The sequence below is a fragment of the Pseudomonas fluorescens genome (assembly GCF_000730425.1).
In the GTDB taxonomy this organism is placed as follows: domain Bacteria; phylum Pseudomonadota; class Gammaproteobacteria; order Pseudomonadales; family Pseudomonadaceae; genus Aquipseudomonas; species Aquipseudomonas fluorescens_X.
The window spans coordinates 972,312-998,945 of sequence record NZ_CP008896.1 but is presented as its reverse complement, the minus strand read 5'-3'; the positions used below and the strand labels follow the sequence as shown (position 1 = coordinate 998,945).

The window sequence follows — 26,634 nt, the reverse complement described above, 5'->3', positions numbered from 1 at the left end:
AAATCCTGTGGAAAAGCGGGCGAGCATGAGTACGGCTCATGATCGAGAGGGGCAATTATCGGACTTTAGCCGGCGCAGGCCAATGCAAACGTGACCCTGGCGGCTTTTTTGCGGGTGATCAGCAGTCGGGCAGGGGTATTGGCGAGCTGTTCTGCCAATGCCAAAGCGGCACTTTCGGCGATGCCGTAGCACCCTGTATGGGCGAAAACCACAGCCGACCTGTGGCTCAATCGTCCTTCGTAAGGCCGCAGTTGTTGTACATCAAAGCACTGCAATGGCAGGTTCAAGGCGTTGGCCAGGGCGACTATGCCTGGCTCATCGCACTTGTGAGTAATACTTGCCAATGCGCTGATTTGGCTGGGGTCGATACCGGCCTCGGCCAGCGCACTGTTGAACAGTTCCAGCAAGGCCTCAACCTCACAACCACGCTGACAACCCAGGCCGACAGTCAGAATCATGCCGCGTATTGGTCGTCACGATTGCGGCGAAACAACCAGGCGCTGATCAGCCCCAAAGCCAGCCAGAACGCGACGTTGGTCAGCTGCGAGGCGATCTTGAATTGTGCTTCCAATGCTTCGGGGGCCAGCATCGAATGAACTTCCGGTTGTGGCGCCCCAATGACATGGGGCACCGCCAGGATCGCCACGCCAAGGAACTTCAGCAGCCAGTTGCGGCCAAACACGATCAGCGCAATGCCAGCGGCGGTGGACGCTGCCGTACCGATCCACCAGATCTGCCGTTGCGCCAGGTCCGCCGCAGCGGTACCGGGCAGTTCCGGCGGCAGGCCCAGGGTCGGCGCCAATACAAAGGTGGCATAGCCGGCCAGGCCCCAGAGCAAGCCCTGGGCGGTGCGGGTTGGCGCGCGCAGGGTGTACAGGCCGGCGAGCATCAGCGCAAACCCTACGGCGACCACCAGGTTACCGCCGGTGGTGGACAACACGCGCTGCCAGCCATCTTCCGGTTCCCAGGCTTCGGCGTCATGGCTGTGGGCCGCAGCGCCAGCCGCATGCTCATGCCCCTGGGTCGCTGCCGGAGCGTTTTCGAAGGTTTCCGCCTGCAGAATCAGCGGGGCTACCCAGAAACTTTGCAGCAGCGTCAGCAGCAGGGCGGCCAGCAGGCCGCTGAAACCTGCGGTTTGCGCAATTCGCTTGATCATGGCGGCAGGTCTCAATGGCACGGGAAGGCAGCGCTGTGGCGCGTATCGTGAGCGGCGTTGTGCACCGCCTCGATATGGGAGAACCCGGCGAAATACACCAGGCACGCACCGAGGATCGATGCCCCGATGGCGGCGGTCAGGCGTTGGCTCAAGGTGGCGGAGCTGCTAGCGGTGTGTGAGGTGCTGCTGATGATCGACATGGCACGTCCCTTTCGAGTGGCAGGGTGAAACGAGCGCATGAAAACCCCGCGAGCCAGGCACGCAGGGTTCTGAACAGCGCCCGCCCACCGCGGGTTTGTTATCTGATTTTTTCGGGCCGGTCTCCGGGCTTGCGAGGGGGCTCTTCCGAGTCCTGAAAGCATCGCCTTCCCATGCAAAAGCACAGTGGCTGTGACGCTTCGCTCGCTTACCGTTGCGGGGGCAGCACCGGACTGTCATGCAGGCATGAGTCACCGGTTTCCCGTTTCACCCTGTGAAGGGCACCTGAAACAAGATGTGTAGGAGAGCATGGCCGCGGGATGGCCGTCAATCCAGGCGGCGACCGCTTTTCAATTGACCCGCTCTCTGGCACTGCGTAGCCTTGCACGTTCGAGGTTCTTCGGCCCAGGCCGAAGCTAAGAAGGGAACGCGGTCGATGCCGCGGCTGCCCCCGCAACTGTAAAGGGTTTGTCTGACTGCCACGCCACTGCCTGTACCGGTCGGGAAGGCGCAGCCAGCGCCAGCCGCAAGGCCGGCAAACCCCAAGCCAGGAGACCTGCCTCGCCACCGATTTTCCAATTCAACCGGGCGGGGTGATCCGGTGACGAATCCAGCGCCTGCGCACCGCCGCAGGGCCAGTCGTCCCGTATGCCCGCCCCAAAGGGTATCCGATGAAAACACTGGCCAAACTCCCCGTCACTATCGTCACCGGCTTTCTCGGTTCGGGCAAAACCACCTTGCTGCGCCATATGCTGGATAACGCCCAGGGCCGCCGCATTGCTGTGATCGTCAACGAATTCGGCGAGCTGGGTATCGACGGCGAGATCCTCAAGCAGTGCTCCATCGGTTGCACCGAAGAGGAGGCCAACGGTCGTGTCTACGAGCTGGCCAACGGCTGCCTGTGCTGCACCGTCCAGGAAGAGTTCTTCCCGGTGATGCGTGAGCTGGTTGCGCGCCGTGGCGACCTTGACCATATCCTCATCGAAACCTCCGGCCTGGCACTGCCCAAGCCACTGGTCCAGGCCTTCCAATGGCCGGAAATCCGCAGCGCCTGCACGGTAGACGCGGTGATCACCGTAGTCGACAGCCCAGCCGTGGCTGCCGGCACCTTTGCCGCATTCCCGGACCAGGTCGATGCCCAGCGCAAGCTTGACCCGAACCTGGATCACGAATCGCCGCTGCATGAGCTGTTCGCCGATCAACTGGCCAGTGCCGACCTGGTGATCCTCAACAAAACTGACCTGATCAGCGCCGAAGACCTGGCCCGCGTGCGCCTGGAAGTCGCCGAAGAACTGCCGCCTGCGGTAAAAATCGTCGAAGCCAGCAGCGGTCGCCTGCCTCTGGACGTACTGATTGGCCTGGGCGCTGGCTCCGAGGAACATATCGACGGGCGCCATAGCCACCACGATCATCACCACGAAGGTGAAGATGATCACGACCATGATGCGTTTGATTCGATTTCCATCGACCTGCCCCAGGCGGATGAAGCACTGTTGCTCGACGCCCTCACGCAATTGGTGGTGCAGCACGGCATCCTGCGGGTCAAAGGCTTCGCCGCGATCCCCGGCAAGCCGATGCGCCTGCTGATCCAGGGCGTGGGTACCCGCTTCGACAAGCACTTTGACCGCGCCTGGGGCGCCGACGAGGTTCGTATCACGCGCCTGGTGCTGATCGGCCAGGACCTGGATGCCGCAGGCCTCGAAGCGCAATTGCGCGCTGCCCTCAGCGTTTAACCCATGCATCTGCTCAGGACCCAGCCCGGCGGTTTCGTCTCCGACGACAATATCGCCGACCTTGGACAAACCCCCGCCGAGTTGGTGATCCTGTGCAGCGGTGATTCCAGCCTGGCGCTGTTGGCCGAAGCGGCCCAGCAACTGCCCGACGACTACCCGAGCCTGCGCCTGGCCAACCCGATGCAGGTGCAGAACCATGCCTCGGTGGACCTGTATGTGGACGCAGTGCTGCGTCACGCCAAGGTCATCCTGATATCCCTGCATGGCGGCATCGGCTATTGGCGCTACGGTATCCAGCGCCTGGTGGAGTTGGCCGGGCAGGGCGTGCAGTTGATTCTGGTGCCGGGGGATGACCGTCCCGATCCTGAGCTCAGCAACCTGAGTACCGTGAGTGCGCCGGCGCGCGAGCGCCTGTGGCACTTCCTGCGCCAGGGTGGCCTGGGGAATGCACTGGATTTCTATCATTGCCTGGCCAGTAGCTACCTGAACCGCGATTACCCGTGGGCCGAGCCGCAGACGCTGCCGCGCACAGCGATTTATCACCCCCGCACAGCCAATGCCCGCCTCAACGACTGGCAGGCAGATTGGAACGCCGAATGGCCGGTGGCGGCGGTGCTGTTCTATCGCTCGCACTTGCAGGCGGCCAATACCGCTTTTATAGATGTGTTCTGCCAGCGCTTACAGGCGGCGGGCCTCAACCCGTTGCCAATGGCAGTGGCCAGTTTGAAAGAGCCCGGCTGCCTGACGGTGGTCGAGGACCTGTTGGATGAAGTCAAGGCGGCGGTGATTCTCAACACCACCGGCTTTGCCCAATCCAGCCCCGAAGCGCCCCATCTGCGGCCGTTTCGCCGCAACATCCCGGTGATCCAGGCCATCTGCGCCCAGGACAACCAGCCCGGCTGGGAAGCCAGCGAACAAGGCCTCGGCCCCCGCGACCTGGCTATGCACATCGCGTTGCCGGAGCTGGACGGGCGCATCATCAGCCGCCCGATCAGCTTCAAGGACCTGGCCTGGCGCAGCGAGCGCAGTCAGTCGGACGTGGTGTGCTACCGCGCGGCCCCCGAGCGCATGGATTTTGTGGCTCGGCTGGCACGCCGCTGGGTCGAACTGGCGCGGCTGCCGAATACCGATAAACGCATCGCGCTGATCCTTGCCAATTACCCGACTCGCGATGGGCGCATCGGCAATGGTGTGGGCCTGGATACCCCGGCCGCCGCCTTGAACATCCTGCGTGCCCTGCAAGCCGAGGGTTATCCGCTGCCGCCGGTGTTGCCGGGCAGCGGCACCGCATTGATCCACGACCTGCTCGGTGGCGTGAGCAACGACCTCGACAGCCTCGACCTGCGCCCCTGTCATCAAAGCCTGGGCCTGGACGATTACCAGGCGCTGTTCAATCGTTTGCCCGAGGCCAACCGCCAGGCCGTGTTAGAGCGCTGGGGCACGCCCCATAACGATCCGATGTGCCGTGACGGGCGCATGATGATCGCAGGCTTGCGCCTGGGCCTGACCTTTATCGGCATCCAGCCGGCGCGGGGTTATCAGGTGGATGCCAGCGCGGTCTACCACGACCCGGATCTGGTGCCGCCCCACGCTTACCTGGCGTTCTATTTCTGGCTGCGCCACACCTATGGCGCCCATGGCGTGATCCATGTCGGCAAGCACGGCAATCTGGAATGGCTGCCGGGCAAGGGCGTCGGGCTGTCCGAGAACTGCTGGCCCGACGCGCTACTGGGGCCGCTGCCCAATATCTATCCGTTTATCGTCAATGACCCGGGCGAGGGCGCCCAGGCCAAGCGCCGCACCCAGGCGGTGATCATCGACCATTTGATGCCGCCGCTGACCCGTGCCGAGACCTATGGCCCGCTGCGCAACCTGGAGTTGTTGGCAGACGAATACTACGAGGCGCAGTTGCTCGACCCGCGACGCGCCCTGGAGCTGCAAAAGGACATCCTCAAGCTGGTGCGCGAAACCCGCATCGATCAAGAGCTCGAACTGGATAACGACGCCGACGCAGCCGTCTGGTTGCCGCGGCTGGACACTTACCTGTGCGACTTGAAGGAGTCGCAGATCCGCGACGGCCTGCATGTGTTTGGCGAGTCGCCCGAAGGCCGTCTGCGTATCGACACCTTGTTGGCCCTGCTGCGCATTCCGCGTGGCGACGGGCGAGGCCCGCAATCGAGTCTGTTGCGGGTGTTGGCCAAGGCCTTCGAGCTGGGCTTTGACCCGCTGGACTGTGCCCTGGCCGAGCCCTGGACCGGGCGCCGCCCTGAGATGCTGCAGAAGATCGACGGGCAGTTGTGGCGCACCGCTGGCGATACCCGTGAGCGCCTGGAGCTGTATGCGGCGCGGTTGATCGAGCAGGCGCTGGAAGGGCCGCTCGAACAGCTTGAGGAGCCCGGCTGGGAAGAGGTGAAGTCCGTGATCGAAAGCCTGCGCATCGTTGTCGCGCCACGCCTGGACGCCTGCGGGCCGGCGGAAATGCGCGGCTTGCTGGATGCCCTGGGCGGTCGTTTCGTGCCGGCGGGGCCCAGTGGTGCGCCGAGCCGCGGGCGCCTCGATGTGCTGCCGACCGGGCGTAATTTCTTCACCGTCGACGTGCGCAACCTGCCCACCACAACTGCGTGGCGTATTGGCTTTCAGTCCGCGAACCTGATGCTTGAGCGGCACCTGCAGGACCATGGCGACCATCTGCGTCAACTCGGGCTTTCGGTGTGGGGCACCGCAACCATGCGCACCGGCGGTGACGATATCGCCCAGGCCATGGCGCTGATGGGCGTGCGGCCGGTGTGGGCCACGGGCAGCCAGCGCGTGGATGACTTTGAAATCCTGCCCATCAGCGTGCTGGACCGCCCGCGAGTTGACGTGACGCTGCGGGTGTCCGGGTTCTTTCGCGATGCCTTCGCCAACCTGATCCGCCTGTTTGATGCTGCAGTGCAGGCGGTGGCGGCACTGGAAGAACCGGACGACATGAACCCACTGGCGGCCAAGGTGCGCAGCGAGCGCGACGCGCTGCTTGAGTCTGGCCTGGATGAAGAGACCGCGGCCAGGCAAGCCGGCTGGCGCATTTTCGGCGCCAAGCCAGGTGCCTATGGTGCGGGCGTGCAGGGCGCCATTGACGGGCGCCTCTGGCAAAACCGCGAGGACCTGGCCGAGGTCTACCTCAATTGGGGCGGCTACGCCTATGGCGGTGCTGACGAAGGCACCGCCGCCCGTGAACAGTTCGCCCAGCGCCTGGGCCAGGTGCAGGCCGTGCTGCAGAACCAGGACAATCGCGAGCACGACCTGCTCGACTCCAATGACTACTATCAATTCCAGGGCGGTATGCTTGCCGCCGTGGAAACCCTCAGTGGCGCCAAGGCGGCCAGTTATCATGGCGATCACAGCCAGCCGGACCTGCCGAAAATCCGCACGCTGAAGGAGGAACTCAGCCGGGTAATCCGTTCCCGAGCGGCCAATCCCAAGTGGATCGAGGGGGTCAAGCGCCACGGCTATAAAGGCGCATTCGAGATGGCGGCAACGGTGGACAATCTGTTTGCCTTTGACGCCACTACCGCGCTGATCGACGATCATCAATACGCCTTGCTGGCCGATGCCTACCTGCTCGACCCCGATACCCGGGCGTTTGTGCAACAGCACAACCCTGGTGCCCTGCGCGACATGACCGAACGCCTGCTGGAAGCCCAGCAGCGGGGCATGTGGCAGGAACCGGGGGCGTATCGCGAGGCATTGGAAAACCTGTTGTTGGACATAGAAGAAGACAGCTGATGACTGACACCTCCCATTTTCCCTTGTCGGCTGTGGTCGGCGCCGACGACCTGAAGCTGGCGCTGTGCCTGACCGCCATCGACCCGAAAATCGGCGGCGTGCTGATCGAAGGCCCCCGTGGCATGGCCAAGTCCACCCTGGCCCGTGGCTTGGCGGACCTGTTGGTCAGCGGGCAGTTTGTCACCTTGCCCCTGGGCGCCACCGAAGAGCGCCTGGTAGGCACCCTGGACCTGGACGCCGCCCTGGCCGAAGGTCGCGCGCAGTTCTCCCCGGGCGTGCTGGCCAAGGCTGACGGCGGTGTGTTGTACGTGGATGAAGTCAACCTGCTGCCCGATCACCTGGTGGACCTGTTGCTCGACGTGGCCGCCAGCGGCACTAACCTGATCGAGCGCGATGGTATTTCCCACCGGCACTCGGCGCGTTTTGTGCTGATCGGTACGATGAACCCGGAAGAAGGCGAGTTGCGCCCGCAGTTGCTGGATCGCTTCGGTTTCAATGTGGCGCTGAGCGGGCAGACGGTGCCGGCCGAGCGTGGGCAGATCATTCGCCGGCGCCTGGATTTCGACAGCGACCCTGCCGCCTTTTGTGCACAGTGGGCCGACCAGCAGGCGGCGTTGCGCGAGCGTTGCACCCAGGCCCGCACACGCCTGGACAGCATCGCCCTGGATGACCAGGCCTTGGCGCAGATTACCGAGCGCTGCTTTGCCGCTGGCGTCGATGGCCTGCGCGCCGACCTGGTGTGGTTGCGCGGGGCGCGGGCCCATGCGGCGTGGCGGGGGGCTGCGGCCATCGCTGAGGAAGATATAGAGGCCGTGGCCGAGTTTGCCCTGCGCCATCGTCGCCAGGCGCAATCCTCGCCTGCGAGCACGCCCGATCAGGGCCAGGCGCCCCAGCCTTCAGGCAACTCGTCAGGCCAAGGTCAGTGGGGTGAAATGCCCGCACCTGCATTGCCCATGGGCGCTCGCCGGGAAGTGCCTGCCTGGCCAAAAAAGCCCTAGGCATCCGCCCCCGAACTGATAAGGGGGCGGATGCCCGTCCCAAGGCGGGGCGACTGGACAGAGGCCGCCAGGGCCAGTCGCGCAGCGCGCAGCAGGGCTCGGTCAACTGGCCGGGTACCTTGTTGGGGGGGAGGCCGCAATCCCGTGAAGACTTGCGCTTCCACCTGCGCAGCCGTTCGGCCCATGAGTTGTGGCTGGTGATTGTCGATGCGTCAGCCTCCACGCGGCGGCATCAGGCGTTGAGCGATGCCAAGGGCTTGCTGGCACAGGTGTTCGACGACGCCTATCGACAGCGCGCGCGCATGGCGCTGCTGACGGCCAGCGGGCAGGTGCCGAGCTGGCAGGTCCAAGGCTTGAAAGCGGTGAAAGACCTGGGGCGTTGGTTGGATGGGCTGGGCGCGGGCGGAGGAACACCGTTGCTGGCGGCCTTGATCGCGGCTGGGGATTGGCTGGTGGCACGGCGCAAGCGGTATCCGGCTGAACAGCAGCGGTTATTGGTGATTACCGATGGCCGGTTGAAAGACATCGGCGCACTGCCATTGTTGGAGTGCCAGGGCTTGCTGGTGGATATTGAGCGTGGGCCGATCCGCTTGGGTCGGGCGCGGGAGCTGGCTGTCGGGTTGCGGGTGGATTATTGGCATATTGATAGTTTGTAGTGCTGTGCCTGGCGCTATCGCTGGCAAGCCAGCTCCCACAGTAATGGATGTGCTCGGTCAACTGTAGGAGCCGGCATGCCGGCGATGAGGCCCTCAACCGCCCCCAGATATATCAACCTGCCCCTGGCACATTCGGCCAAAGATCCGCCACCAGAAACAGCCGCTCGGCTTCCTCCCACTCTGCGCCGTTCTGAATCATGCGCACCAATAATTGCGCCGGCGCCATCGGGTCAAGGTCGGCGAGCCAGCGCTGCATCTGTTCTTCACTCCACACGTCTTCTGCCGGGTAGTGCGCGGGCGCGAGCCAGGCATGCCGGGGCAGGGGTTGCCAGCGGCCGGCGGGACTGTTGCGGATAAAGTCCGGCCAGTCACGCTGATGCAACCAGCGCCCGCGCAAATGCTGGGGATGGGCGCCAAGGGGCGGATCAGCCTCTGCGGGCCAGGGGTACAGCAAGTAACCGCCCAGCCACAGATGGGCGTCGAACTGTTGGATATCCAACGCCGCCAGCACCTCCCGGCTTTGCTCTCTGGCCGAGATGGGCAGTTGATGGTCAGCCAGATGGGCCAACTTGCGATCCAGGCGGTCGTGGCAACCTGGGCCCAGCCATTGCGCGGTATCACGGCCGTTGCCATCTTGCGGGCCCAGGTAAAGCTTGATCGCCAGCTCCAGGTGGTGCACGCCGTCACGGTCGCGCAGCAGCATGTCCAACTCGCCCAGGGTGTGCCCGGCCTGGCGGATCGGCAGGTTGGCCGCCAGCAGCTCCACGCCGGGAGCGTGTTGCACGGCAAATTGCCACAGGCGTTCGTAATACAGGCCCAGGCGCCGGGTGCGCGCCAGGCTCAGCCAATGCTGCAGGGCAGTGCTGTCCTGATCCAGCTGCCGGAGCCACTTTGCCAGTGCGGCAGGCTGCTGCACCCACTCGCTGCCGGCCAGGGGGTGACGTTGCGGCCAGGGTGTTTGTTGCAGCATCGGCGGGGCGAGGATCACCCACGCCAGATCCCGCACCTCGGGATGGCGCAGCTGACGGGGCAAGTGGTGCAGGTCGGGAAACGGATTCATGCTCCGAGCATAGCTGTTTCCTACTCGCCGCGTGACGGTGTCGGGCGTTGAGAACCGTTGTCGTCTGGGCCTTGCGGCGACAAAGGATTTTGTCTAAAGCGGCCTTTCGCCCATAATCGTTCTTTTTGCCAGACCCAAACCCCGCAGGAGCCCCATGGAGCAATTTCGCAATATCGGCATCATCGGTCGCCTGGGCAGTACCCAGGTTCTGGACACGGTCCGCCGGCTGAAAAAGTTTCTGCTTGAGCGCCACCTGCATGTGATCCTCGAAGACACCATCGCGGAGATTCTGCCGGGCCACGGCCTGCAGACCTCGTCGCGCAAAATGCTCGGTGAAGTGTGTGACATGGTGATCGTGGTCGGTGGCGACGGCAGCCTGCTCGGCGCGGCCCGTGCCCTGGCGCGGCATAACGTGCCGGTGCTGGGGATCAACCGGGGCAGCCTGGGGTTCCTCACCGATATCCGTCCTGATGACCTGGAAGTCGAAGTGGCCAAGGTGCTGGACGGCCATTACCTGGTGGAAAACCGCTTCCTGCTGCAAGCCGAAGTGCGCCGCCATGGCGAAGCCATCGGCCAGGGCGATGCCCTCAACGACGTGGTGCTGCACCCTGGCAAGTCGACGCGGATGATCGAGTTCGAGCTGTATATCGACGGTCAGTTCGTCTGCAGCCAGAAGGCCGACGGCCTGATCGTCGCCACGCCCACCGGGTCCACGGCCTACGCACTGTCTGCCGGCGGGCCGATCATGCATCCCAAGCTCGACGCCATTGTGATCGTGCCGATGTACCCCCATATGTTGTCGAGCCGGCCGATTGTGGTCGATGGCAACAGTGAGCTGAAAATCGTGGTCTCCAAAGACATGCAGATCTACCCGCAAGTCTCCTGTGACGGGCAGAACCACTTTACCTGCGCCCCCGGTGACACCATCACCGTGAGCAAAAAGGCGCAAAAGCTGCGGTTGATCCACCCGCTGGACCACAACTACTACGAAGTGTGCCGCACCAAGCTGGGCTGGGGCAGCCGCTTGGGGGGTGGAGGCGACTGATGCTCGATCCCGCGCGTAGCTACGACCTGATCGGTGACGTGCACGGTTGCGCTCACACCCTTGAGCACCTGCTCGACCAGATGGGTTACCACAAGCAGGGCGGCACCTGGCGCCATCCTTCACGCATGGCGGTGTTCCTGGGCGATATCATCGACCGTGGGCCACGTATTCGCGAGGCGCTGCATATCGTCCATGACATGGCCGAAGCCGGCCAGGCCCTGTGCATCATGGGCAACCATGAGTTCAACGCCCTGGGCTGGAGCACCCTCGCGCCGCCGGGCAGCGGCAAGCAGTACGTGCGTGAGCATTCGCCACGCCACGCACGGCTGATCCACGAGACCCTGACCCAATTCGAGCATCACCCGGGCGACTGGCACGACTTCCTCGGTTGGTTCTATGACATGCCGTTGTTTGTCGACGCCGGGCGTTTCCGGGTGGTGCACGCCTGCTGGGACGGTGGGCTGATCGAGCCTCTGCGCCGGCAATTCCCGGACGGCTGTATCGACGAGCACTTCCTGCAGGCGGCTGCGGTGCCGGGCAGTTTCGCCTGCAATGCCTTCGACCGCCTGCTGCGCGGCACCGACATGCGCCTGCCGGACGGGTTGACGCTGACCGGTGGCGATGGCCTGACCCGCTCGTTCTTTCGCACCAAATTCTGGGAAGATGACCCGAAAACCTACGGCGATATCGTGTTCCAGCCCGATGCCTTGCCCGACCCGGTGGCGCGCACGCCTTTGTCGTCAAGCGAGAAGAACTCCCTGCTGCGTTATGGCGTCGACGAGCCGTTGCTGTTCGTCGGCCATTACTGGCGCAGCGGCAAACCGGCGCCGATCCGCTCGAACCTGGCCTGCCTGGACTACAGTGCTGTGCTGTACGGCAAGTTGGTGGCGTACCGCCTGGACCAGGAAACGCGCCTTGATCCGAACAAGTTCGTCTGGGTCGATGTCGAGCGCCCCGAGGTGATTTCATGAGTACCGTTGCGGTATTGCGTTTGCCCCTGAGTGTGGACCTGGGCGGCTTCGTCAAGCTGTTGCAACGCATGCAGGTGCCTCATCGCGTCAGTGAAGAGGCCGGCGAACAGGTGCTCTGGGTGCCGGACGCGATCAGCGAGGACGTGCGCAGCCTGTATCAGCGATTCCCCGCCGGCGACCCGGACCAGCAACTGGATATTCCCCGCGAGCAGGTGACTGCGCGTCCCGGTTTCCTCCAGCAATTGCGCCACAGCCCATTGACTGCCGGTGTGTTGCTGCTGAGCCTGATCGTCGGCGCCGTCACGATGCTGGGCGACAACCTGCAAGCGATGAGCTGGCTGACGTTCCTGAACTTCCGGGTGGCCGGTGAATACCTGTACTTCACCCCTCTGGCCGATAGCCTGGCGGCGGGGCAGTGGTGGCGCCTGGTGACGCCGATGCTGATCCACTTCGGCATCCTCCACCTGGCGATGAATGGCATGTGGTACTGGGAGCTGGGGCGGCGTATCGAGGCGCGCCAGGGCAGCATCAACCTGCTGGGCCTGACGTTACTGTTCAGCCTGGCTTCCAACTTCGCGCAATACACCTTTGGCGGGCCGGGCCTGTTTGGCGGTTTGTCCGGCGTGCTGTACGGCCTGCTGGGTCATTGCTGGATCTACCAGATGCTCGCGCCGAACCCGGCCTATCGCCTGCCGCGCGGCGTGTTGGTGATGATGCTGGTGTGGCTGGTGTTGTGCCTGTCGGGCCTGGTCTCGATGATCGGCTTCGGCGAAATCGCCAATGCGGCCCATGTTGGCGGCCTGGTGGCCGGTTGCATCACCGGGTTGCTCGGCGGGTTGTACAGCCGCCATAAACGTAACGCTTGAATCTCTGCCCATTATTGAAGGAAGAGTCTTATGTCCTCTTTTGCTGAAATGATCGAAAACATCACCCCGGATATCTATCAAAGCCTCAAGCTCGCCGTGGAAATCGGCAAATGGTCCGATGGCCGCAAGCTCACTGCCGAACAGCGTGAACTGTCGTTGCAGGCGATGATCGCCTGGGAGCTGCAAAACCTGCCGGAAGACCAGCGCACTGGCTATATGGGCCCGCAGGAGTGCCAATCGAAGTCGACCCCGGTGGAAAATATCCTGTTCAAGTCGGATGCCATCCATTGATTGAGATTGGCCGTGGTGCAGTCAGCAAGATGTCGGCGCAACTGGGTTCGCCGACCGTTCAATACGCTTTTCGCCTGGGCGATACCGAGGTGCCGGTCAACCCGTTGATTGGCACTCATGTGCGCCTGGAATACCTCGGTGCGATCCACTGCACCCACTGCGGACGCAAGACCAAGACCAGCTTCAGCCAGGGCTATTGCTACCCGTGCATGACCAAGCTGGCCCAGTGCGACCTGTGCATCATGAGCCCCGAACGCTGCCATTTCGATGCCGGCACCTGCCGCGAACCGGCCTGGGGCGAAAAATTCTGCATGACCGACCATGTGGTGTACCTGGCGAACTCGTCGGGGATCAAGGTCGGCATCACCCGCGCGACCCAGTTGCCCACGCGCTGGCTGGACCAGGGCGCTAGCCAGGCCTTGCCGATCATGCGTGTGGCCACGCGCCAGCAATCAGGCTTCGTCGAGGATGTGTTGCGCAGCCAGGTGGCTGACAAGACCAACTGGCGCGCTTTGCTCAAGGGGGATGCGGCGGCGGTGGACCTCAAGCAGGTGCGTGACGAGCTGTTCGTCTCCTGCGCCGACGGTCTGCTGCAATTGCAGGAACGCTTTGGCCTACAGGCCATCCAACCGGTAACGGATATCGAACCCCTCGAAATCCGTTACCCGGTGGCGCAATATCCGGCCAAGATCGTCAGCTTCAACCTGGACAAGAACCCGATTGCCGAAGGCACGCTGCTGGGGGTCAAGGGCCAATACCTGATCTTCGATACCGGCGTCATCAATATTCGTAAATACACGGCCTACCAGCTCGCCGTGCATCAGTAGAAGGATTTCACGCATGCGCACCGAACAACCGAAGATGATTTACCTGAAGGATTATCAGGCGCCCGAGTACCTGATCGACGAGACCCACCTGACCTTCGAGTTGTTCGAGGACCATAGCCTGGTCCACGCGCAGCTGGTGATGCGCCGCAACCCCGAGTGCGGTGCCGGCCTTCCGCCGCTGGTGCTGGACGGCCAGCAACTGGAATTGCTGAGCGTGGCCCTGGGCGACCAGGAGCTGAGCGCCAGCGATTACCAGTTGAGCGACAGCCACCTGACGGTGCAGCCGACCCGTGACAGCTTCACCGTCGACACCACGGTGCGCATCCACCCGGAAACCAACACCGCCCTGGAAGGCCTGTACAAGTCCAGCGGCATGTTCTGCACCCAGTGCGAGGCCGAAGGGTTTCGCAAGATCACCTACTACCTGGATCGCCCGGACGTGATGAGCGTGTTCACCACCACGGTGATCGCCGAGCAGCACAGCTATCCAGTGCTGTTGTCCAACGGCAACCCGATTGCCAGCGGCCCCGGCGAAGACGGCCGGCACTGGGCGACCTGGGAAGACCCGTTCAAGAAGCCAGCCTACCTGTTCGCCCTGGTGGCCGGTGACCTGTGGTGTGTCGAAGACACCTTTACCACCATGAGCCAGCGCACCGTCGCGCTGCGGATCTATGTCGAGCCGGAAAACATCGACAAGTGCCAGCACGCCATGAACAGCCTGAAGAAGTCCATGCGCTGGGATGAAGAGGTCTACGGTCGCGAATACGACCTGGATATCTTCATGATCGTTGCCGTCAACGACTTCAATATGGGGGCCATGGAAAACAAGGGCCTGAATATCTTCAACTCCAGTGCCGTGCTGGCCCGCGCCGAGACCGCGACCGACGCCGCGCACCAGCGGGTCGAAGCCATCGTTGCCCATGAATACTTCCACAACTGGTCGGGCAACCGCGTGACCTGCCGCGACTGGTTCCAGCTGTCGCTCAAGGAAGGCTTCACGGTATTTCGCGATTCGCACTTCTCCGCCGACATGAACTCGGCCACCGTCAAGCGTATCCAGGACGTGGCTTACCTGCGCACCCACCAGTTCGCCGAAGATGCGGGCCCCATGGCCCATGCCGTGCGCCCGGACAGCTTTATCGAGATTTCCAACTTCTACACCCTGACCGTGTACGAAAAAGGCTCGGAAGTGGTCGGCATGATCCATACCTTGCTTGGCGCTGATGGCTTCCGTAAAGGCAGTGACCTGTACTTTGAGCGCCACGACGGCCAGGCCGTGACCTGCGACGACTTTATCAAGGCCATGGAAGATGCCAACGGCGCCGACCTGACCCAGTTCAAGCGCTGGTACAGCCAGGCCGGTACGCCACGCCTTGCGGTGAGCGAGTCCTACGACGCCGCAGCCAAAACCTACAGCCTGACCTTGCGCCAGAGCTGCCCGCAAACCCCGGACAACGTGGAAAAACTGCCGTTCGTGATTCCTGTGGCCCTGGGCCTGCTGGATGGCAACGGCGCCGACCTGCCGCTGCGCCTGGCCGGTGAAGCCGCCGCGTCGGGTACCTCGCGGGTGTTGTCGGTGACTGAAGCCGAGCAGACATTCACCTTCGTCGATATCGCCGAACAGCCCTTGCCGTCGCTGCTGCGTGGTTTCTCCGCGCCGGTGAAGCTCAGCTTTCCCTACAGCCGTGATCAGTTGATGTTCCTGATGCAGCACGACAGCGACGGTTTCAATCGCTGGGAGGCGGGCCAGCAGTTGGCGGTGCAGGTGTTGCAGGACCTGATCGGCCAGCACCAGCAGGGCCAGGCCCTGGTGTTGGATCAGCGGTTGGTCAACGCATTGCGCAGCGTGTTGAGCGACGAAAGCCTGGACCAGGCCATGGTCGCCGAAATGTTGTCGTTGCCGGGCGAGGCCTACCTTACCGAAATCAGCGAAGTGGCTGACGTCGACGCGATCCACGCCGCCCGCGAGTTTGCCCGCAAGCAGTTGGCCGACAACCTGTTCGAGGGCCTGTGGTTGCGTTATCAGGCCAATCGCGACTTGTCGCGCAACACGCCTTACGTGGCGTCGGCCGAGCACTTTGCCCGCCGCGCCCTGCAGAACATCGCGCTGTCGTACCTGATGCTCAGCGGCAAGCCTGAGGTGCTGGCTGCGACGCTGGAGCAGTTCGATGCGTGCGACAACATGACCGAGCGTCTGACGGCATTGGCGGTACTGGTCAACTCGCCGTTCGACGCCGAGAAGGCCAAGGCCCTGCAAGTGTTTGCCGAGAACTTCAAGGACAACCCACTGGTCATGGACCAATGGTTCAGCGTCCAGGCCGCTAGCGTATTGCCGGGCGGGCTGGCACGGGTCAAGGCACTGATGCGGCACCCGGCGTTCACTATCAAGAACCCGAACAAGGTGCGGGCACTGGTCGGCGCCTTCGCCGGGCAGAACCTGATCAACTTCCACGCCGCCGATGGCTCGGGCTATCGCTTCCTGGCTGATTTGGTCATCGAGCTCAATGCCTTCAATCCGCAGATCGCCTCGCGGCAGCTGGCGCCGCTGACCCGCTGGCGCAAATACGACAGCGCCCGCCAGGCGCTGATGAAGGCTGAGCTGGAGCGCATCCGGGGTTCGGGCGAGCTGTCCAGTGATGTGTTCGAGGTGGTCAGCAAAAGCCTCGCATGACGGCTGACTCCCCACTGGCCGCCTACCAGCAGGCCCTGGCCAATGGTTTTGTGGCAGACGAGGCACAACGCCAGGCGGTCGATGCATTGCAGGCATGCCATCAGGCGTTGCACCAAGCCGGCTCGGCGCCGGTCATCGGGGTTTATCTCTGGGGGCCGGTGGGGCGAGGCAAGACCTGGCTGATGGATCAGTTCTACCAGAGCGTGCGGGTGCCTGCGCGGCGCCAGCACTTTCATCACTTCATGGGCTGGGTACACCAGCGCTTGTTCCAGTTGACCGGCACCCCCGACCCTTTGCAGGCCCTGGCCCGTGAAATGGCCGGGGACGTGCGGGTGTTGTGTTTCGACGAACTGTTCGTCAATGACATCGGTGACGCGATCATCCTCGGACGCCTGTTCCAGGTGATGTTCGACGAAGGGGTGGTGATGGTCTGCACGTCCAACCAGCCGCCGGAGCAGTTGTATGCCGACGGTTTCAACCGCGAACGTTTCATGCCGGCCATCGAGGCGATCAAGGCCCATATGCAGGTGGTGGCGGTAGCAGGGAGCGAAGATCACCGCTTGCATCCGGGGACCGTTGAGCAGCGCTACTGGGTAGATGAGCCACAGGCACTGGCGCAGGTATTTGAGCGTTTAAGCGCGGGGCAAGCCTGTAGCACGGTGCCGGTTGTCGTGGGGTCGCGCAGTATTGCCACGGTGCAATCCTGCGAAACGGTGCTGTGGTGCCGCTATGCCGATTTGTGTGAGCAGCCGCTGGCGGCCATGGATTTCATGCAGTTATGTGATCGCTATAGCGCCATATTGCTCGGCGAAGTCCCTGGCTTGAGTGCTCAGCAGCGTCCCGGTCGTATTGCCCGCGGCACCGAAGACGGTGCCCAGCGCGTGGATGCGGGGGATCGTGAGTTGCCGCAATTGTCGGTGCACGACGACAGCGTGCGACGTTTTATTGCGCTGGTCGATGAGTGTTACGACCGCAAAGTACCGTTGTACATCGAAGCCAAGGTGCCCTTGGTCTTGCTTTATACCGAGGGTTACCTGGAGTTTGCATTCCGACGGACCCTCAGTCGCCTGCAAGAAATGCAGCTACAGCGCTTTGGTAAATAATGGCCTTGAGCCATCTTTTGTCGCCCCAAAACCTGATCGCACTTTCATGCACCATCATGTAGTTAATCTCCTTCATCTATGACCTACAGCCCGCTTACAATCGAGTTTTTGCGGGGACGTGATCCCTGCCTAGCTGCTATCGAGGAAGGAAATGGAAGCCGCAGAAATACTGATATTGCAAGCCAGCTACAGCAACCCTGTACAGGCCGAGGCCATTGGCCTGTTGCTCAATCACTATGCACAAGACCCCGTGGGCGGGGGCAGCGCCTTGTCCGCCGACCTGCTGGAACAACTGCCGGCCGAACTGGCCAAGCGTCCCCATGCATTTAGCGTGCTGGCCTTTGTCGGCGGGGAGCCGGCGGGCCTGGTGAACTGCTTTGAAGGTTTCTCCACCTTTGCCTGCCGACCGCTGGTCAACGTGCATGATGTGGTGGTCATGGAACAGTTCCGTGGCCTGGGCCTGAGCCAGAAAATGCTGCAAAAGGTCGAGGAAATTGCCCGCCAGCGCGGTTGCTGCAAGATCACCCTGGAAGTGCTGGAAGGAAACCCGGTGGCGCAGGCGTCGTACCGCAAGTTTGGTTTCGATGACTCAATCTTCGACCCGGCCCATGGCCGCATGCTGTTCTGGAGCAAGGCGCTCTAGGCTAATGCAGTACTGCTCGCAAAAAAAAGCGCCCGATACCGGGCGCCAAATTGACCTTCACCATCGGAGCACAATGGTGCCGGGTATTGCTTAGCGCATCAGCTCTTGGGTTGCCTGGCTTCCCGCGCGTGTTCGGCGCAGTCTGATTCCTTGTCCTTGGCATCGACCGCCGCAGTCTGTTCGGCGTCGCTGTTGATTGGCTTCAGGGTGAAGCTGAAGCTGTCAAAGTATTCCTTCACGCGCTCCGCGCCGCCTTCGGCGAGGGCCGCAGTCGAGGTCAGGCCCAATAGGCCGGCAAGCATCAAGGTTGAAAGTTTCATCGCATGTATTCCCATTAAAAGTGATCGGTATCTGCACTGTCCCTGATCAGATTTATGGGAATAGTCTGTAGGAGGCTTATTAAGTGGGAGTTAACGTGATCCTCCAGCAAATAGGCGGCAAACTGGCTGCACGGGTCAGCCAGTTTGCTATTGGTCACACCATTCTCATACTGCCCAGCAGGAGCAACCCAGGGCGCCGAAAAACCCCTTGAGATCGGACACTGGCGTCTTCGAGCCCCACGCACGTGCATGGTCGTGCCCGTGCAGGCCGCAGGCGCTGGCGCAACTGCAGGAGGCAACCGCCTGTGCGTGCAACGGCGCCAGCGAGTTCCTGCCGGCGCCGTCCGGCTCGCCCCAGGCGCCATAGCCCTTGAACGTACGGGTTGGCGACCAGTCAGGCATTGCCGGCGGCAGCCGGTTGTCGTCATGCTCGGCAAACTCACCCTCGGCATAGACCACACGGCCGCCGACAACGGTCAAGTGTGAGGTCAGAAACGAGATTTCATCCTCGGGTACACCGAAGAAGTCCTTGCTAGGCACGATAAAATCGGCGAACTGGCCCACCGAAATGCGACCGCGTTTTCCTTCTTCATTGGAGAACCAGGCGACGTTCTCGGTCCACATGCGTAGCGCGGTCTCGCGGTCGAGCAGGTTGGCCCGAGGATAAAGACCAAGGCCACCGACCGTCTTACCGGTGATCATCCATGACAGCGACACCCACGGGTTGTACGAGGCCACGCGGGTGGCGTCGGTACCGGCCGAGACCTTGACGCCCTTTTCCAGGATGCGCTTGATCGGTGGGGTCGCCTCGGCGGCCCGAGAACCGTAGCGCTCAACGAAGTATTCACCCTGATAGGCCATGCGGTGCTGTACAGCGATGCCGCCGCCCAGGGCCGCAATGCGGTCGATGGAATCCTCGGAGATGGTCTCGGCATGGTCGAAAAACCAGTTGATACCTTGCAAGGGGATGTCCTGGTTCACCTTCTCGAACACGTCGAGCGCCCGAGAGATGGTCTCGTCATAAGTAGCGTGCAGGCGCCAGGGCCACTTGTTCTGCGCCAGAATGCGTACGACTTCTTCCAACTCGCCTTCCATTTGTGGAGGCATGTCCGGGCGCTCGACGCGAAAATCCTCGAAGTCGGCAGCCGAGTACACCAACATTTCGCCTGCGCCGTTATGCCGGAAATAGTCGTCACCCTGTTTGTAGGTGACAGACTTAGTCCAGTTGAGAAAGTCTTCTTTCTCCTCTTTGGGTTTCTGGGTGAACAGGTTGTAGGCCAGGCGCACGGTAATCTGGTCGTTATCGGCCAGCTTCTGGATGACTTCGTAGTCCTCGGGGTAATTCTGGGAACCGCCGCCGGCGTCGATTACGCCGGTCACGCCCAGGCGGTTGAGTTCGCGCATGAAGTGACGGGTTGAGTTGATCTGGTATTCCAGCGGCAGCTTTGGCCCCTTGGCCAGCGTGGAGTAAAGGATGGTTGCGTTCGGTTTTGCCAGCAGCAGGCCGGTGGGATTGCCGTTGCTATCGCGGACGATTTCGCCACCTATGGGCGCTGGGGTGTCTTTGGTATAGCCCGTGGCGCGTAGTGCGGCGCCATTGAGCAGGGCGCGGTCGTACAGATGCAGGAGGAAAACCGGGGTATCCGGAGCGATGGCGTTGATCTCGGCGAGCGTCGGCAGGCGTTTTTCGACGAACTGCTGCTCGGTGAATCCCCCCACTACGCGGACCCATTGTGGGGCCGGAGTGATGGCAACCTGGCGTTTGAGCATCTCCAGCGCATCGGCCAGCGAGCGCACACCGTCCCAGCGCAGTTCCAGGTTGTAGTTCAGACCGCCGCGCACCATGTGAGTATGGTTGTCGAACAGGCCGGGGAGCACAGGCTTGCGTTGGAGGTTGATGTGCCGGGTACGATCACCGGCCAGCGCCAGGATTTCCTGGTCGTCGCCGACGGCCAAAAATCGGCCTGCCTGGACGGCCACGGCACTGGCAATTGGCTTGCTGCGGTCCAGTGTGGTGATCTGGCCGTTGAAAAAGACAGCGTCAGGATAGGCGTTGGACACGGTGGATGCTCCTTGGATTGGGCACTGCGAAATGGCGAAGTCGATCAGGCCTGTCTGTGTTCGCCTGCTTAGTCCTTCCCATGGCGATCGGGCAACTGGGTTAATGTGGGGGCGGCGGTTTGGGGCTTTTCATTGGTTGTACTGAGCGTCGTTCTGCCCAACAGCTGCTTGCCGACCGGAATGACCTGCTCGCCAATCAGGATACCGAGCAGGCCAACCAGTGCCACCAGCGGCGGTGCAGGAGAGCGGACACTCAACAGGCTGTAAATGATGCCAACGAGCAAACCGGCACCCAGAGACAATGCATAGAGCTTCATATTCACTTCCGACCAGAGAGTGAGATGCACAGCAAACCTGAGGCTATGCAAGTATCAAACATCGGGCGGCGGTCTTAACCCCGCGCCCTATTTGACCGGGTTGGGGCCGATACGCTCGCCGTGCTGGACGCGCTCGGGAGCCTTGTGAACCATGGTGTAGGCGTAGTCTACGCCCATGCCGTAGGCGCCAGAATGCTCTTTGACCAAGGCCATCACGTCGTCATAGGTTTCCTTGCGAGCCCAGTCGCGCTGCCATTCCAATACCACTTGCTGCCAGGTCACAGGCACTGCACCAGCCTGCACCATGCGGTCGATGCCGTACTTGTGAGCCTCTGTGGAGGTGCCACCGCAAGCGTCGGCCACCAAGTAGATTTCATAGTCGCCGTCTCGGATGGCCTCAAGGGCAAACGTGGTATTGCACACTTCGGTCCACAAGCCCGAGACGATGACCTTTTTGCGACCATTGGCGGCTAGCGCGTCGCGCACGTTCTGATCGTCCCAGGAGTTCATCGAGGTGCGCTCCAGGATCTTGTTCTGTGGGAACACCGCCAGCAGTTCCGGGTAGGTATTGCCGGAAAAACCTTCGGTTTCCACCGTGGTGATGGTGGTCGGGATCTTGAACACCTTGGCACCCTTGGCCAGCGCGACGACATTGTTCTTCAGGGCCTGACGGTCAATCGACTGCACGCCAAAGGCCATTTGCGGCTGCTGGTCGATAAAAATGATCTGGCTGTTCTGTGGGGTCAGCAATTCGAGGTACTTGTTGGACATGATGTTTTTCCTCCCGTTGATTGCCCGAGTCTAGGCCTTGGGTTTTTCATCCGGAATCAGGCAGATCGAATTGCACGCTTTCCATTTTTGACAGGGTAGTTTTAATCACTCTTTCATAAACAAGCTGGGACCTGTGCGATAGTCATCGACGCTCAGAACTTGGCTTGCAGGGTGAATTCAACATAGTCGATATCGCTTGCAGGCCCGGTTTCGCGGATGAAACGTCCGGAGAAAAAGTGCGAATAGATCCCTGTCAAAGACAGCCGGTTACTGATATCCCATCGGGTATTGAGCGACAGTTCTGTGCCGACGAAGCGCGCGTCGCTGCCCTGAGCGCTGCGCAGCAGGGCACTACCGGGCGTATACACCCCATCCCGGGTCTGCAAGCGCCAGAAAAAATCGACATCTGCGGTCATCGTGACTGAGGCGGTCGGCTGGAAGCTGATGCTCGGATGCAGATTGACGAAATTGCGCGGCCCCAGCAGCGCCAGTTCGGAGAAGTAGTTGCCGCGTGGAAACAGCGCATTGAACGATTGCAGGTCCTTATCGTCCGGGTTCTTGTCGCCGCTGGCGGCGTTGACCGACAGCCCGAGACGCGGCTGACTGCTGACGTTCGACCAGGTGTAGCCGGTATCGGCCGATAGACTCCAGGCGGCGATGCGGCCCTTGCCAAATCGCCCGCCCTGGGCGATGAGTTCTCCATTCCAGTCCCAGCCAAGACGCGCCCCCCATAGGCGTGCGCCGAGGGTATGCCGCTGCTCATCGGCTATGCCTTGGTCGAAGCGTGCCGACTGGCGGCGATAGCCGAGGTAGTAAACGTCCAACGCACTGCCCAATGGAAACTGCGTCGATGCCGGGTGCGAGGCATACAGTCCCCACAGTGCCTGATCGCGGTCGATGCGGTCGTCGAAATTGCCGACCTGGGCGCGCACCGGCCGCGTGGCGATAGCATCCATGCGCCAGGTTCCGGCCTGGATCAGCAGGCGAGCGCCCTCGAAGGTACGGCGCACATTGGGGCCTTCGCGCACGTCAATAAGCCGAGACGAACCGTAGGCCATTTCCTGGCGGCCGACCCGTAGTACCGGCTTGTAATCGCTGCCATCGCTGAGCGCGATGTCGGCGAAGGCCTGTTGCAGATCCAGGCGGTTCTCGTCTATAGGGTTCGTGCCACCGGCCCTGCCGCTTTCCTGGGCGCTATAGAGTTGTCCGAACAGACGCAGACGTTTGCCCAGATACAAATCACCATGTAACAGGTAACGCTGAAGCAGTACTCCTCGCGGGTCCTGTGGGTCGTCGCCCCACGCCGGGTTACGGGTGTAGTCATAGTGCCAGCGCACTTCGCCGCCCAGCGAAAGCCAATGGCTGCCATCGGCGTTCAGCGCGATGAATTTCAAACTATCCAGAGCATCGGTTCTTTGCCCAGGATCACGCAGGAACGACCAGTCTTCGCTATAGCGGGTTTTTGCGAATGCGGGGCGTGCATCCTGAGCCTGTGTGACGAACGATGCCAGCAGCAGCGGGATCAGGCCGGAATGCCGTAGGGACGTGTTATGACATTTGCGCGTCTGGCCGTAGGCCAGGGGCCATCGTGATTGCGCACGCAGGGACTCGTCGGCGGTCTCGGAGTTGTCTGGAGTAGGCCGCATACATCTTCCCAAGGCGAAAAAAGTTTGGCGTCGGGGGAGGCTACAGAGGCCTTGGGGCTGTCGATATAGAACAAGTGGAATTCCACCTTTTCCATTTTTGGTGCCTTATGGGGCACGCTTTGAGCGGCGGAACTAGTAAAGTTATTCACTTATCGAGGTTAATCATTTCGGAAGTTGCGATGAAAAAATTACCTGATCTGGAAGCTTGGGCAATATTCGCCAAAGTGGCGCAAGCGGGCTCTTTTGCCCGGGCGGCCGACGAGCTTTCTTTGTCCCAGGCGACAGTTTCCAAGGCTATCAAACGCTTGGAAACACGCATGAAGGCCATGTTGTTTCATCGCACGTCTCGTAACATGACGTTGACGCAAAGTGGATATGCGGCACTGGAGCGTGCTTCTCGTATTCTTGAAGAAGGAGAAGCGGTCGAGGCCGAAGTCACAGAGCAGTCCAATAGCCTGCGGGGCTTGATCCGGGTTTCGGCGCCGATGTCGTTTGGGATCTCTCGACTTGCGCCGATCCTGCCGGATTTCATGCAGACGAATCCCGATGTGGAGTTGGACGTGCAATTCAACGACAAGCAGGTGGACCTGGTGGCGGATCGGTTTGACCTGGCGCTGCGAATCGCCAACCTTGTCGATTCCAGCCTATTGGCACGCCGTCTGTGCCGCGTGCGGATCCTGCTGGTAGGTTCGCCGGCCTATTTTGAGCGGCATGGCCGACCGCGGCACCCGAGCGATCTCGCCAGGCACAAGGCGATGCAATATGCGTATTCACGCAGCGGGATGACGTGGCACTTCCACCATAAGCGGCATGGCGCGTACACGCAGACCATGCTGTCCAACCTATCTGTGAACAATGCCGAGGCATTGACGCCATCATTATTGGCTGGGCTGGGCGTGGCGCTACAGCCCGAGTTCCTGGTCTGGTCGGACCTGCAGTCGGGAGCCCTGGAGACTGTCATGGAGGGATGGGAAGTGGAGCCCATTGCACTGCACATCGTGACGCCTCCAGGGCGCAGTCGGCCAGCGCGTGTACAAGCCCTTATCGAATACCTGGCGAAGCGGTTTACCCAAGAGCCGTGGGCACGCAGTGCCGAATGAAGACCGCGAGAAGGTGGTGGTAGGGTCCGGTTATGCGGGAGAAATCGGTGGGCATGCCCCTTGTGTTCATTAAGGATTAGAGGCTCGGACTGCCGTGCATTGCACACCTGGAGCCCGAGCCTTCAACCGTTACTTCGATACCACGCCGGCCGGGGTGGGGTTGGCCTTGGGCTTGATCAAACTGAAGTCAATCAAGGCCTTCTGCGGGCGCTGGTAGGGGTCGCCGATCAGCAAGGGCCGCGGCTTGAAGCTGTCACTGACCAGGCTGCGGCTGCGGTCCAGTTCGTCGAAGCTCAAGCCGGCAAGGTCAGCCCAGGTGTGAATCAACTGCGAGCTGCTGTAGGGGCGTTGCAAGTCGCCTTGCATATTCCAGTCGTGGGTAGCGCGCCACTTCGGCGAGGCCCAGGTCATGAAGGGAATCGTGTACATCGGCGCCGTCGGCTTGCCTTCGTTACGGCCCAGGGTTTCGTGGCCCGCCGAGTCGAACACGTCCTCGCCGTGGTCGGAGAGGTACAGCAGGAAACCATTGGGGTCGGTCTTGGCGTAGTCCTTGATCAGGCTCGACACCACGAAGTCGTTGTAACGCACCGCATTGTCATAGCTGTTGTAGGTCGGCAGTTGGTCGTCACGCACGCCGGCCGGGACGCCCTGGCGATCGGTGAAGGTGTCGAAACTCGGTGGGTAGCGGTACTGATAGCTCATGTGGGTACCCAGCAGGTGTACCACGATCAGCTTGCGCTCGGCCTTGTCGGCAAGGGCCTTGGAGAACGGCTCCAGCACGTCGCCATCGTATTGGCGGGCGTTTTGGTTGCGGTTGTTATTGAGGTACACCTGCTCGTCAGCCTGTTCGGAGAACGTGGTGAGCATGGTGTTGCGCTTGGTCATGGTCTGCTGGTTGGTGATCCAGAAGGTCTTGTAGCCGGCCTGTTTCATCATGCTGACGATGGACGGGGTCTTGAGGTACAGGTCCGGGTGCTCTTCGTCGGCGAAGGTCAGCACTTGTTGCAGCGCCTCGATGGTGTAGGGGCGTGGGGTGATGACGTTATCAAACACGTCCAATTGGTCGCGCAGCTTGTCCAGCTCCGGGGTGGTCTTGCGTGGGTAGCCGTAGAGGCTCATGCGCTGGCGGTTGGTGGACTCGCCGATCACCAGCACCAGGGTCGACGGTTGGCCGGCCATGCTGTCTTTGAAGTTGCTCAGGGGCGGGATTTTGCTGGCGTTATCGAGCATGCCCTGCATGTTGTTCAACTGCTGGGTGTAGCGCCGATAGGCGACGATCATCTGCCAGGGCACTGCAGGTTCGACGCGGGTTTCGAAACCATCGATGGCCTGCTCCAGGGTGTCATTGGTAGCAATCTGCTTGACCAGCGGATAACCGACAATCGCCAGCACAATCGCCGTCGCCGCGACGATTGCCCGGCCCTTGGGCAGATAGACTGGGCGCACGCGGGTCCAGAGGAAAATCGCCAGGGCGGTGTGGGCGATAAAGGCCAGCACGATCCACCAGGCAAAATATTGGGTGGCGTATTCGCCGGCTTCAGAGATGTTCGACTCGAACATGATGAAGATGACGCTCTGGGAAAATTCCTGCTGGTAAATAAAGAAATAGCCCAGGCTGGCCATGGAACAGGCCCATAACACCACGCCGATCAACGCAGCCAGCAGCCGGACTCGCCGCGGGAACAGCAGCATGGGCGCCAACCACAGTGCGCTCATGAAGAACGCCTGGCGGAAACCACTGAAGCCGGAGGTGCCGGTCAGTTGGATCAGCAGTTGGGTAATTCCTGAGAAGTACCAGAAAAACAGGAACATCCAGCCAAGGCCGGCCCAATCAAACCCTTTTGCAGACTTCGTGCCGCGTTTGAACATCGCCATGCAGCGCTCCAACCCAATAATTGCCACCGCCCATGCCTGGGGCGGCGTTCTGGCGGGGGATTATCAGGAAGGGCTGGTGAAAAGTTTGTGAGTTGGATCTGTAGGAGCCGGCTTGCCGGCGATAAGGCCTACAAGTCCGGCGTCGATCCCACGGCCTTCATCGCCGGCTAGCCGGCTCCTGCAACGGATCAGCAGGTAATGGCTTGGTTTGTTAGCTGGGCCTGCAATTGCGCACGCAAGCGGATGACTTCCTGTTGCAACTGCTCACGTTCGTCTTTCAATTGGCGCAACTCGTCGCGGCGGATGGTGACGTAAAGGGTCTGTGGCGGGCGTGTCATCTGGGCAGTGCGCATTGCTTACCTCGCAAATAGCCGGTGTATCGCGGTGCCAGAGTGTTTGAATCGAAGCCCTGGCAGGAGTCGGGGGCGATTCTGATTTCTTTTTTTGCTCAAGGGAACTTTTTTATTTTTTATGGTCGTTGTGACTTTTCAGCCAATGATGGTGAAACGATGGCCTCTTTTTCTGATGAAACTAGTGCGATTGGCGCCGGACTAATTCGTC

24 protein-coding genes and 2 riboswitches are annotated in these 26,634 nt (G+C 61.6%); of the genes, 13 read left to right on the top strand and 11 right to left on the bottom strand.

Going from position 1 to position 26,634, the window contains the following annotated elements:
• Positions 1–65: 65 nt before the first annotated feature.
• The 3 genes from HZ99_RS04120 to HZ99_RS04110 are packed head-to-tail and all read right to left on the bottom strand — an operon-like array spanning position 66 to position 1,356.
• Positions 66–458: a cobalamin biosynthesis protein gene (locus HZ99_RS04120; protein ID WP_038441523.1), complete on the bottom strand. Its 393-nt coding sequence runs from the start codon at positions 456–458 to the stop codon at positions 66–68.
• Positions 455–1,156, bottom strand: coding sequence for a CbtA family protein (locus HZ99_RS04115; protein ID WP_038441522.1), 702 nt, complete (start codon positions 1,154–1,156; stop codon positions 455–457). The genes HZ99_RS04120 and HZ99_RS04115 overlap by 4 nt, the downstream gene beginning before the upstream one ends.
• 11 nt (positions 1,157–1,167) lie before the next feature.
• Positions 1,168–1,356, bottom strand: a complete 189-nt coding sequence (locus tag HZ99_RS04110) for a CbtB domain-containing protein (RefSeq protein ID WP_027606475.1) — start codon at positions 1,354–1,356, stop codon at positions 1,168–1,170.
• A 96-nt stretch (positions 1,357–1,452) separates the two neighbouring features.
• A riboswitch (cobalamin riboswitch) is annotated at positions 1,453–1,658 on the bottom strand.
• A gap of 72 nt (positions 1,659–1,730) precedes the next feature.
• Positions 1,731–1,933, top strand: a riboswitch (cobalamin riboswitch).
• A gap of 92 nt (positions 1,934–2,025) precedes the next feature.
• Between HZ99_RS04110 and cobW the strand changes: the two genes are divergently transcribed.
• From cobW to HZ99_RS04090, 4 genes are read left to right on the top strand one after another with little or no spacing between them, the layout of a single operon-like run.
• Positions 2,026–3,087, top strand: a complete 1,062-nt coding sequence (gene cobW, locus HZ99_RS04105) for a cobalamin biosynthesis protein CobW (RefSeq protein ID WP_038441521.1) — start codon at positions 2,026–2,028, stop codon at positions 3,085–3,087.
• 3 nt (positions 3,088–3,090) lie between these two features.
• The gene (cobN, locus tag HZ99_RS04100; protein ID WP_038441520.1) at positions 3,091–6,852 is read left to right on the top strand and encodes a cobaltochelatase subunit CobN; all 3,762 of its coding nucleotides are present in this window, start codon (positions 3,091–3,093) and stop codon (positions 6,850–6,852) included.
• Positions 6,852–7,850, top strand: a complete 999-nt coding sequence (locus HZ99_RS04095; RefSeq protein ID WP_038441519.1) for an ATP-binding protein — start codon at positions 6,852–6,854, stop codon at positions 7,848–7,850. Before cobN ends, HZ99_RS04095 begins: the two co-directional genes overlap by 1 nt.
• 53 nt (positions 7,851–7,903) lie before the next feature.
• Complete coding sequence (locus tag HZ99_RS04090) at positions 7,904–8,506, top strand: vWA domain-containing protein (protein ID WP_038441518.1); 603 nt, start codon at positions 7,904–7,906, stop codon at positions 8,504–8,506.
• Between the two features lie 112 nt (positions 8,507–8,618).
• On the opposite strand, the gene HZ99_RS04085 is transcribed toward HZ99_RS04090, so the two are convergent.
• On the bottom strand, positions 8,619–9,566 hold the full coding sequence (locus HZ99_RS04085; protein WP_038441517.1) for a DUF1853 family protein: 948 nt from the start codon (positions 9,564–9,566) through the stop codon (positions 8,619–8,621).
• Between the two features lie 154 nt (positions 9,567–9,720).
• On the opposite strand from HZ99_RS04085, the gene HZ99_RS04080 reads away from it, so the two are divergent.
• The 8 genes from HZ99_RS04080 to HZ99_RS04045 all read left to right on the top strand — a co-directional run bounded on the left by HZ99_RS04080 (position 9,721) and on the right by HZ99_RS04045 (position 17,983).
• Positions 9,721–10,611, top strand: a complete 891-nt coding sequence (locus HZ99_RS04080) for an NAD(+) kinase (protein ID WP_010210870.1) — start codon at positions 9,721–9,723, stop codon at positions 10,609–10,611.
• The gene (locus tag HZ99_RS04075) at positions 10,608–11,582 is read left to right on the top strand and encodes a metallophosphoesterase (RefSeq protein ID WP_162473194.1); all 975 of its coding nucleotides are present in this window, start codon (positions 10,608–10,610) and stop codon (positions 11,580–11,582) included. Before HZ99_RS04080 ends, HZ99_RS04075 begins: the two co-directional genes overlap by 4 nt.
• Positions 11,579–12,448 carry a rhomboid family intramembrane serine protease gene (locus HZ99_RS04070; protein ID WP_038441515.1) on the top strand — a complete coding sequence of 290 codons (870 nt, stop codon included), beginning with the start codon at positions 11,579–11,581 and terminating at the stop codon, positions 12,446–12,448. The genes HZ99_RS04075 and HZ99_RS04070 overlap by 4 nt, the downstream gene beginning before the upstream one ends.
• 30 nt (positions 12,449–12,478) lie before the next feature.
• Positions 12,479–12,739, top strand: a complete 261-nt coding sequence (locus HZ99_RS04065; protein WP_029291449.1) for a YeaC family protein — start codon at positions 12,479–12,481, stop codon at positions 12,737–12,739.
• A complete protein-coding gene (locus HZ99_RS04060; protein ID WP_038441514.1) occupies positions 12,736–13,566 on the top strand; it encodes a DUF2797 domain-containing protein in 831 nt (276 codons plus the stop codon). Before HZ99_RS04065 ends, HZ99_RS04060 begins: the two co-directional genes overlap by 4 nt.
• A 13-nt stretch (positions 13,567–13,579) precedes the next feature.
• The gene (gene pepN / locus HZ99_RS04055) at positions 13,580–16,237 is read left to right on the top strand and encodes an aminopeptidase N (RefSeq protein ID WP_038441513.1); all 2,658 of its coding nucleotides are present in this window, start codon (positions 13,580–13,582) and stop codon (positions 16,235–16,237) included.
• Entirely contained in the window at positions 16,234–17,340 is a 1,107-nt protein-coding gene (gene zapE / locus HZ99_RS04050; RefSeq protein WP_038441512.1) for a cell division protein ZapE, read from the top strand. The genes pepN and zapE overlap by 4 nt, the downstream gene beginning before the upstream one ends.
• Before the next feature lie 151 nt (positions 17,341–17,491).
• Positions 17,492–17,983 (top strand): GNAT family N-acetyltransferase, encoded by a 492-nt coding sequence (locus tag HZ99_RS04045; protein WP_038441511.1) that lies wholly within the window; start codon positions 17,492–17,494, stop codon positions 17,981–17,983.
• A 98-nt stretch (positions 17,984–18,081) separates the two neighbouring features.
• On the opposite strand, the gene HZ99_RS04040 is transcribed toward HZ99_RS04045, so the two are convergent.
• The 5 genes from HZ99_RS04040 to HZ99_RS04020 form a co-directional block, all read right to left on the bottom strand.
• A complete protein-coding gene (locus HZ99_RS04040) occupies positions 18,082–18,303 on the bottom strand; it encodes a hypothetical protein (RefSeq protein WP_038441510.1) in 222 nt (73 codons plus the stop codon).
• Positions 18,304–18,468: 165 nt separating this feature from the next.
• Complete coding sequence (locus tag HZ99_RS04035) at positions 18,469–20,364, bottom strand: amidohydrolase (RefSeq protein ID WP_038441509.1); 1,896 nt, start codon at positions 20,362–20,364, stop codon at positions 18,469–18,471.
• A gap of 68 nt (positions 20,365–20,432) precedes the next feature.
• Positions 20,433–20,681: a XapX domain-containing protein gene (locus HZ99_RS04030; RefSeq protein ID WP_038441508.1), complete on the bottom strand. Its 249-nt coding sequence runs from the start codon at positions 20,679–20,681 to the stop codon at positions 20,433–20,435.
• Between the two features lie 87 nt (positions 20,682–20,768).
• Positions 20,769–21,452: a hydrolase gene (locus HZ99_RS04025; RefSeq protein ID WP_038441507.1), complete on the bottom strand. Its 684-nt coding sequence runs from the start codon at positions 21,450–21,452 to the stop codon at positions 20,769–20,771.
• A gap of 152 nt (positions 21,453–21,604) precedes the next feature.
• Positions 21,605–23,098: an alginate export family protein gene (locus HZ99_RS04020; protein WP_051903033.1), complete on the bottom strand. Its 1,494-nt coding sequence runs from the start codon at positions 23,096–23,098 to the stop codon at positions 21,605–21,607.
• Between the two features lie 179 nt (positions 23,099–23,277).
• On the opposite strand from HZ99_RS04020, the gene HZ99_RS04015 reads away from it, so the two are divergent.
• A complete protein-coding gene (locus HZ99_RS04015) occupies positions 23,278–24,198 on the top strand; it encodes a LysR family transcriptional regulator (protein WP_038441506.1) in 921 nt (306 codons plus the stop codon).
• A gap of 129 nt (positions 24,199–24,327) precedes the next feature.
• Here the strand turns inward: HZ99_RS04015 and HZ99_RS04010 are convergent, their stop codons facing one another.
• Both HZ99_RS04010 and HZ99_RS28885 read right to left on the bottom strand, forming a co-directional pair.
• Entirely contained in the window at positions 24,328–26,073 is a 1,746-nt protein-coding gene (locus HZ99_RS04010; protein WP_038441505.1) for a phosphoethanolamine transferase CptA, read from the bottom strand.
• Between the two features lie 188 nt (positions 26,074–26,261).
• Positions 26,262–26,411: a DUF6026 family protein gene (locus tag HZ99_RS28885; protein ID WP_220273128.1), complete on the bottom strand. Its 150-nt coding sequence runs from the start codon at positions 26,409–26,411 to the stop codon at positions 26,262–26,264.
• Between the last annotated feature and the right edge of the window lie 223 nt (positions 26,412–26,634).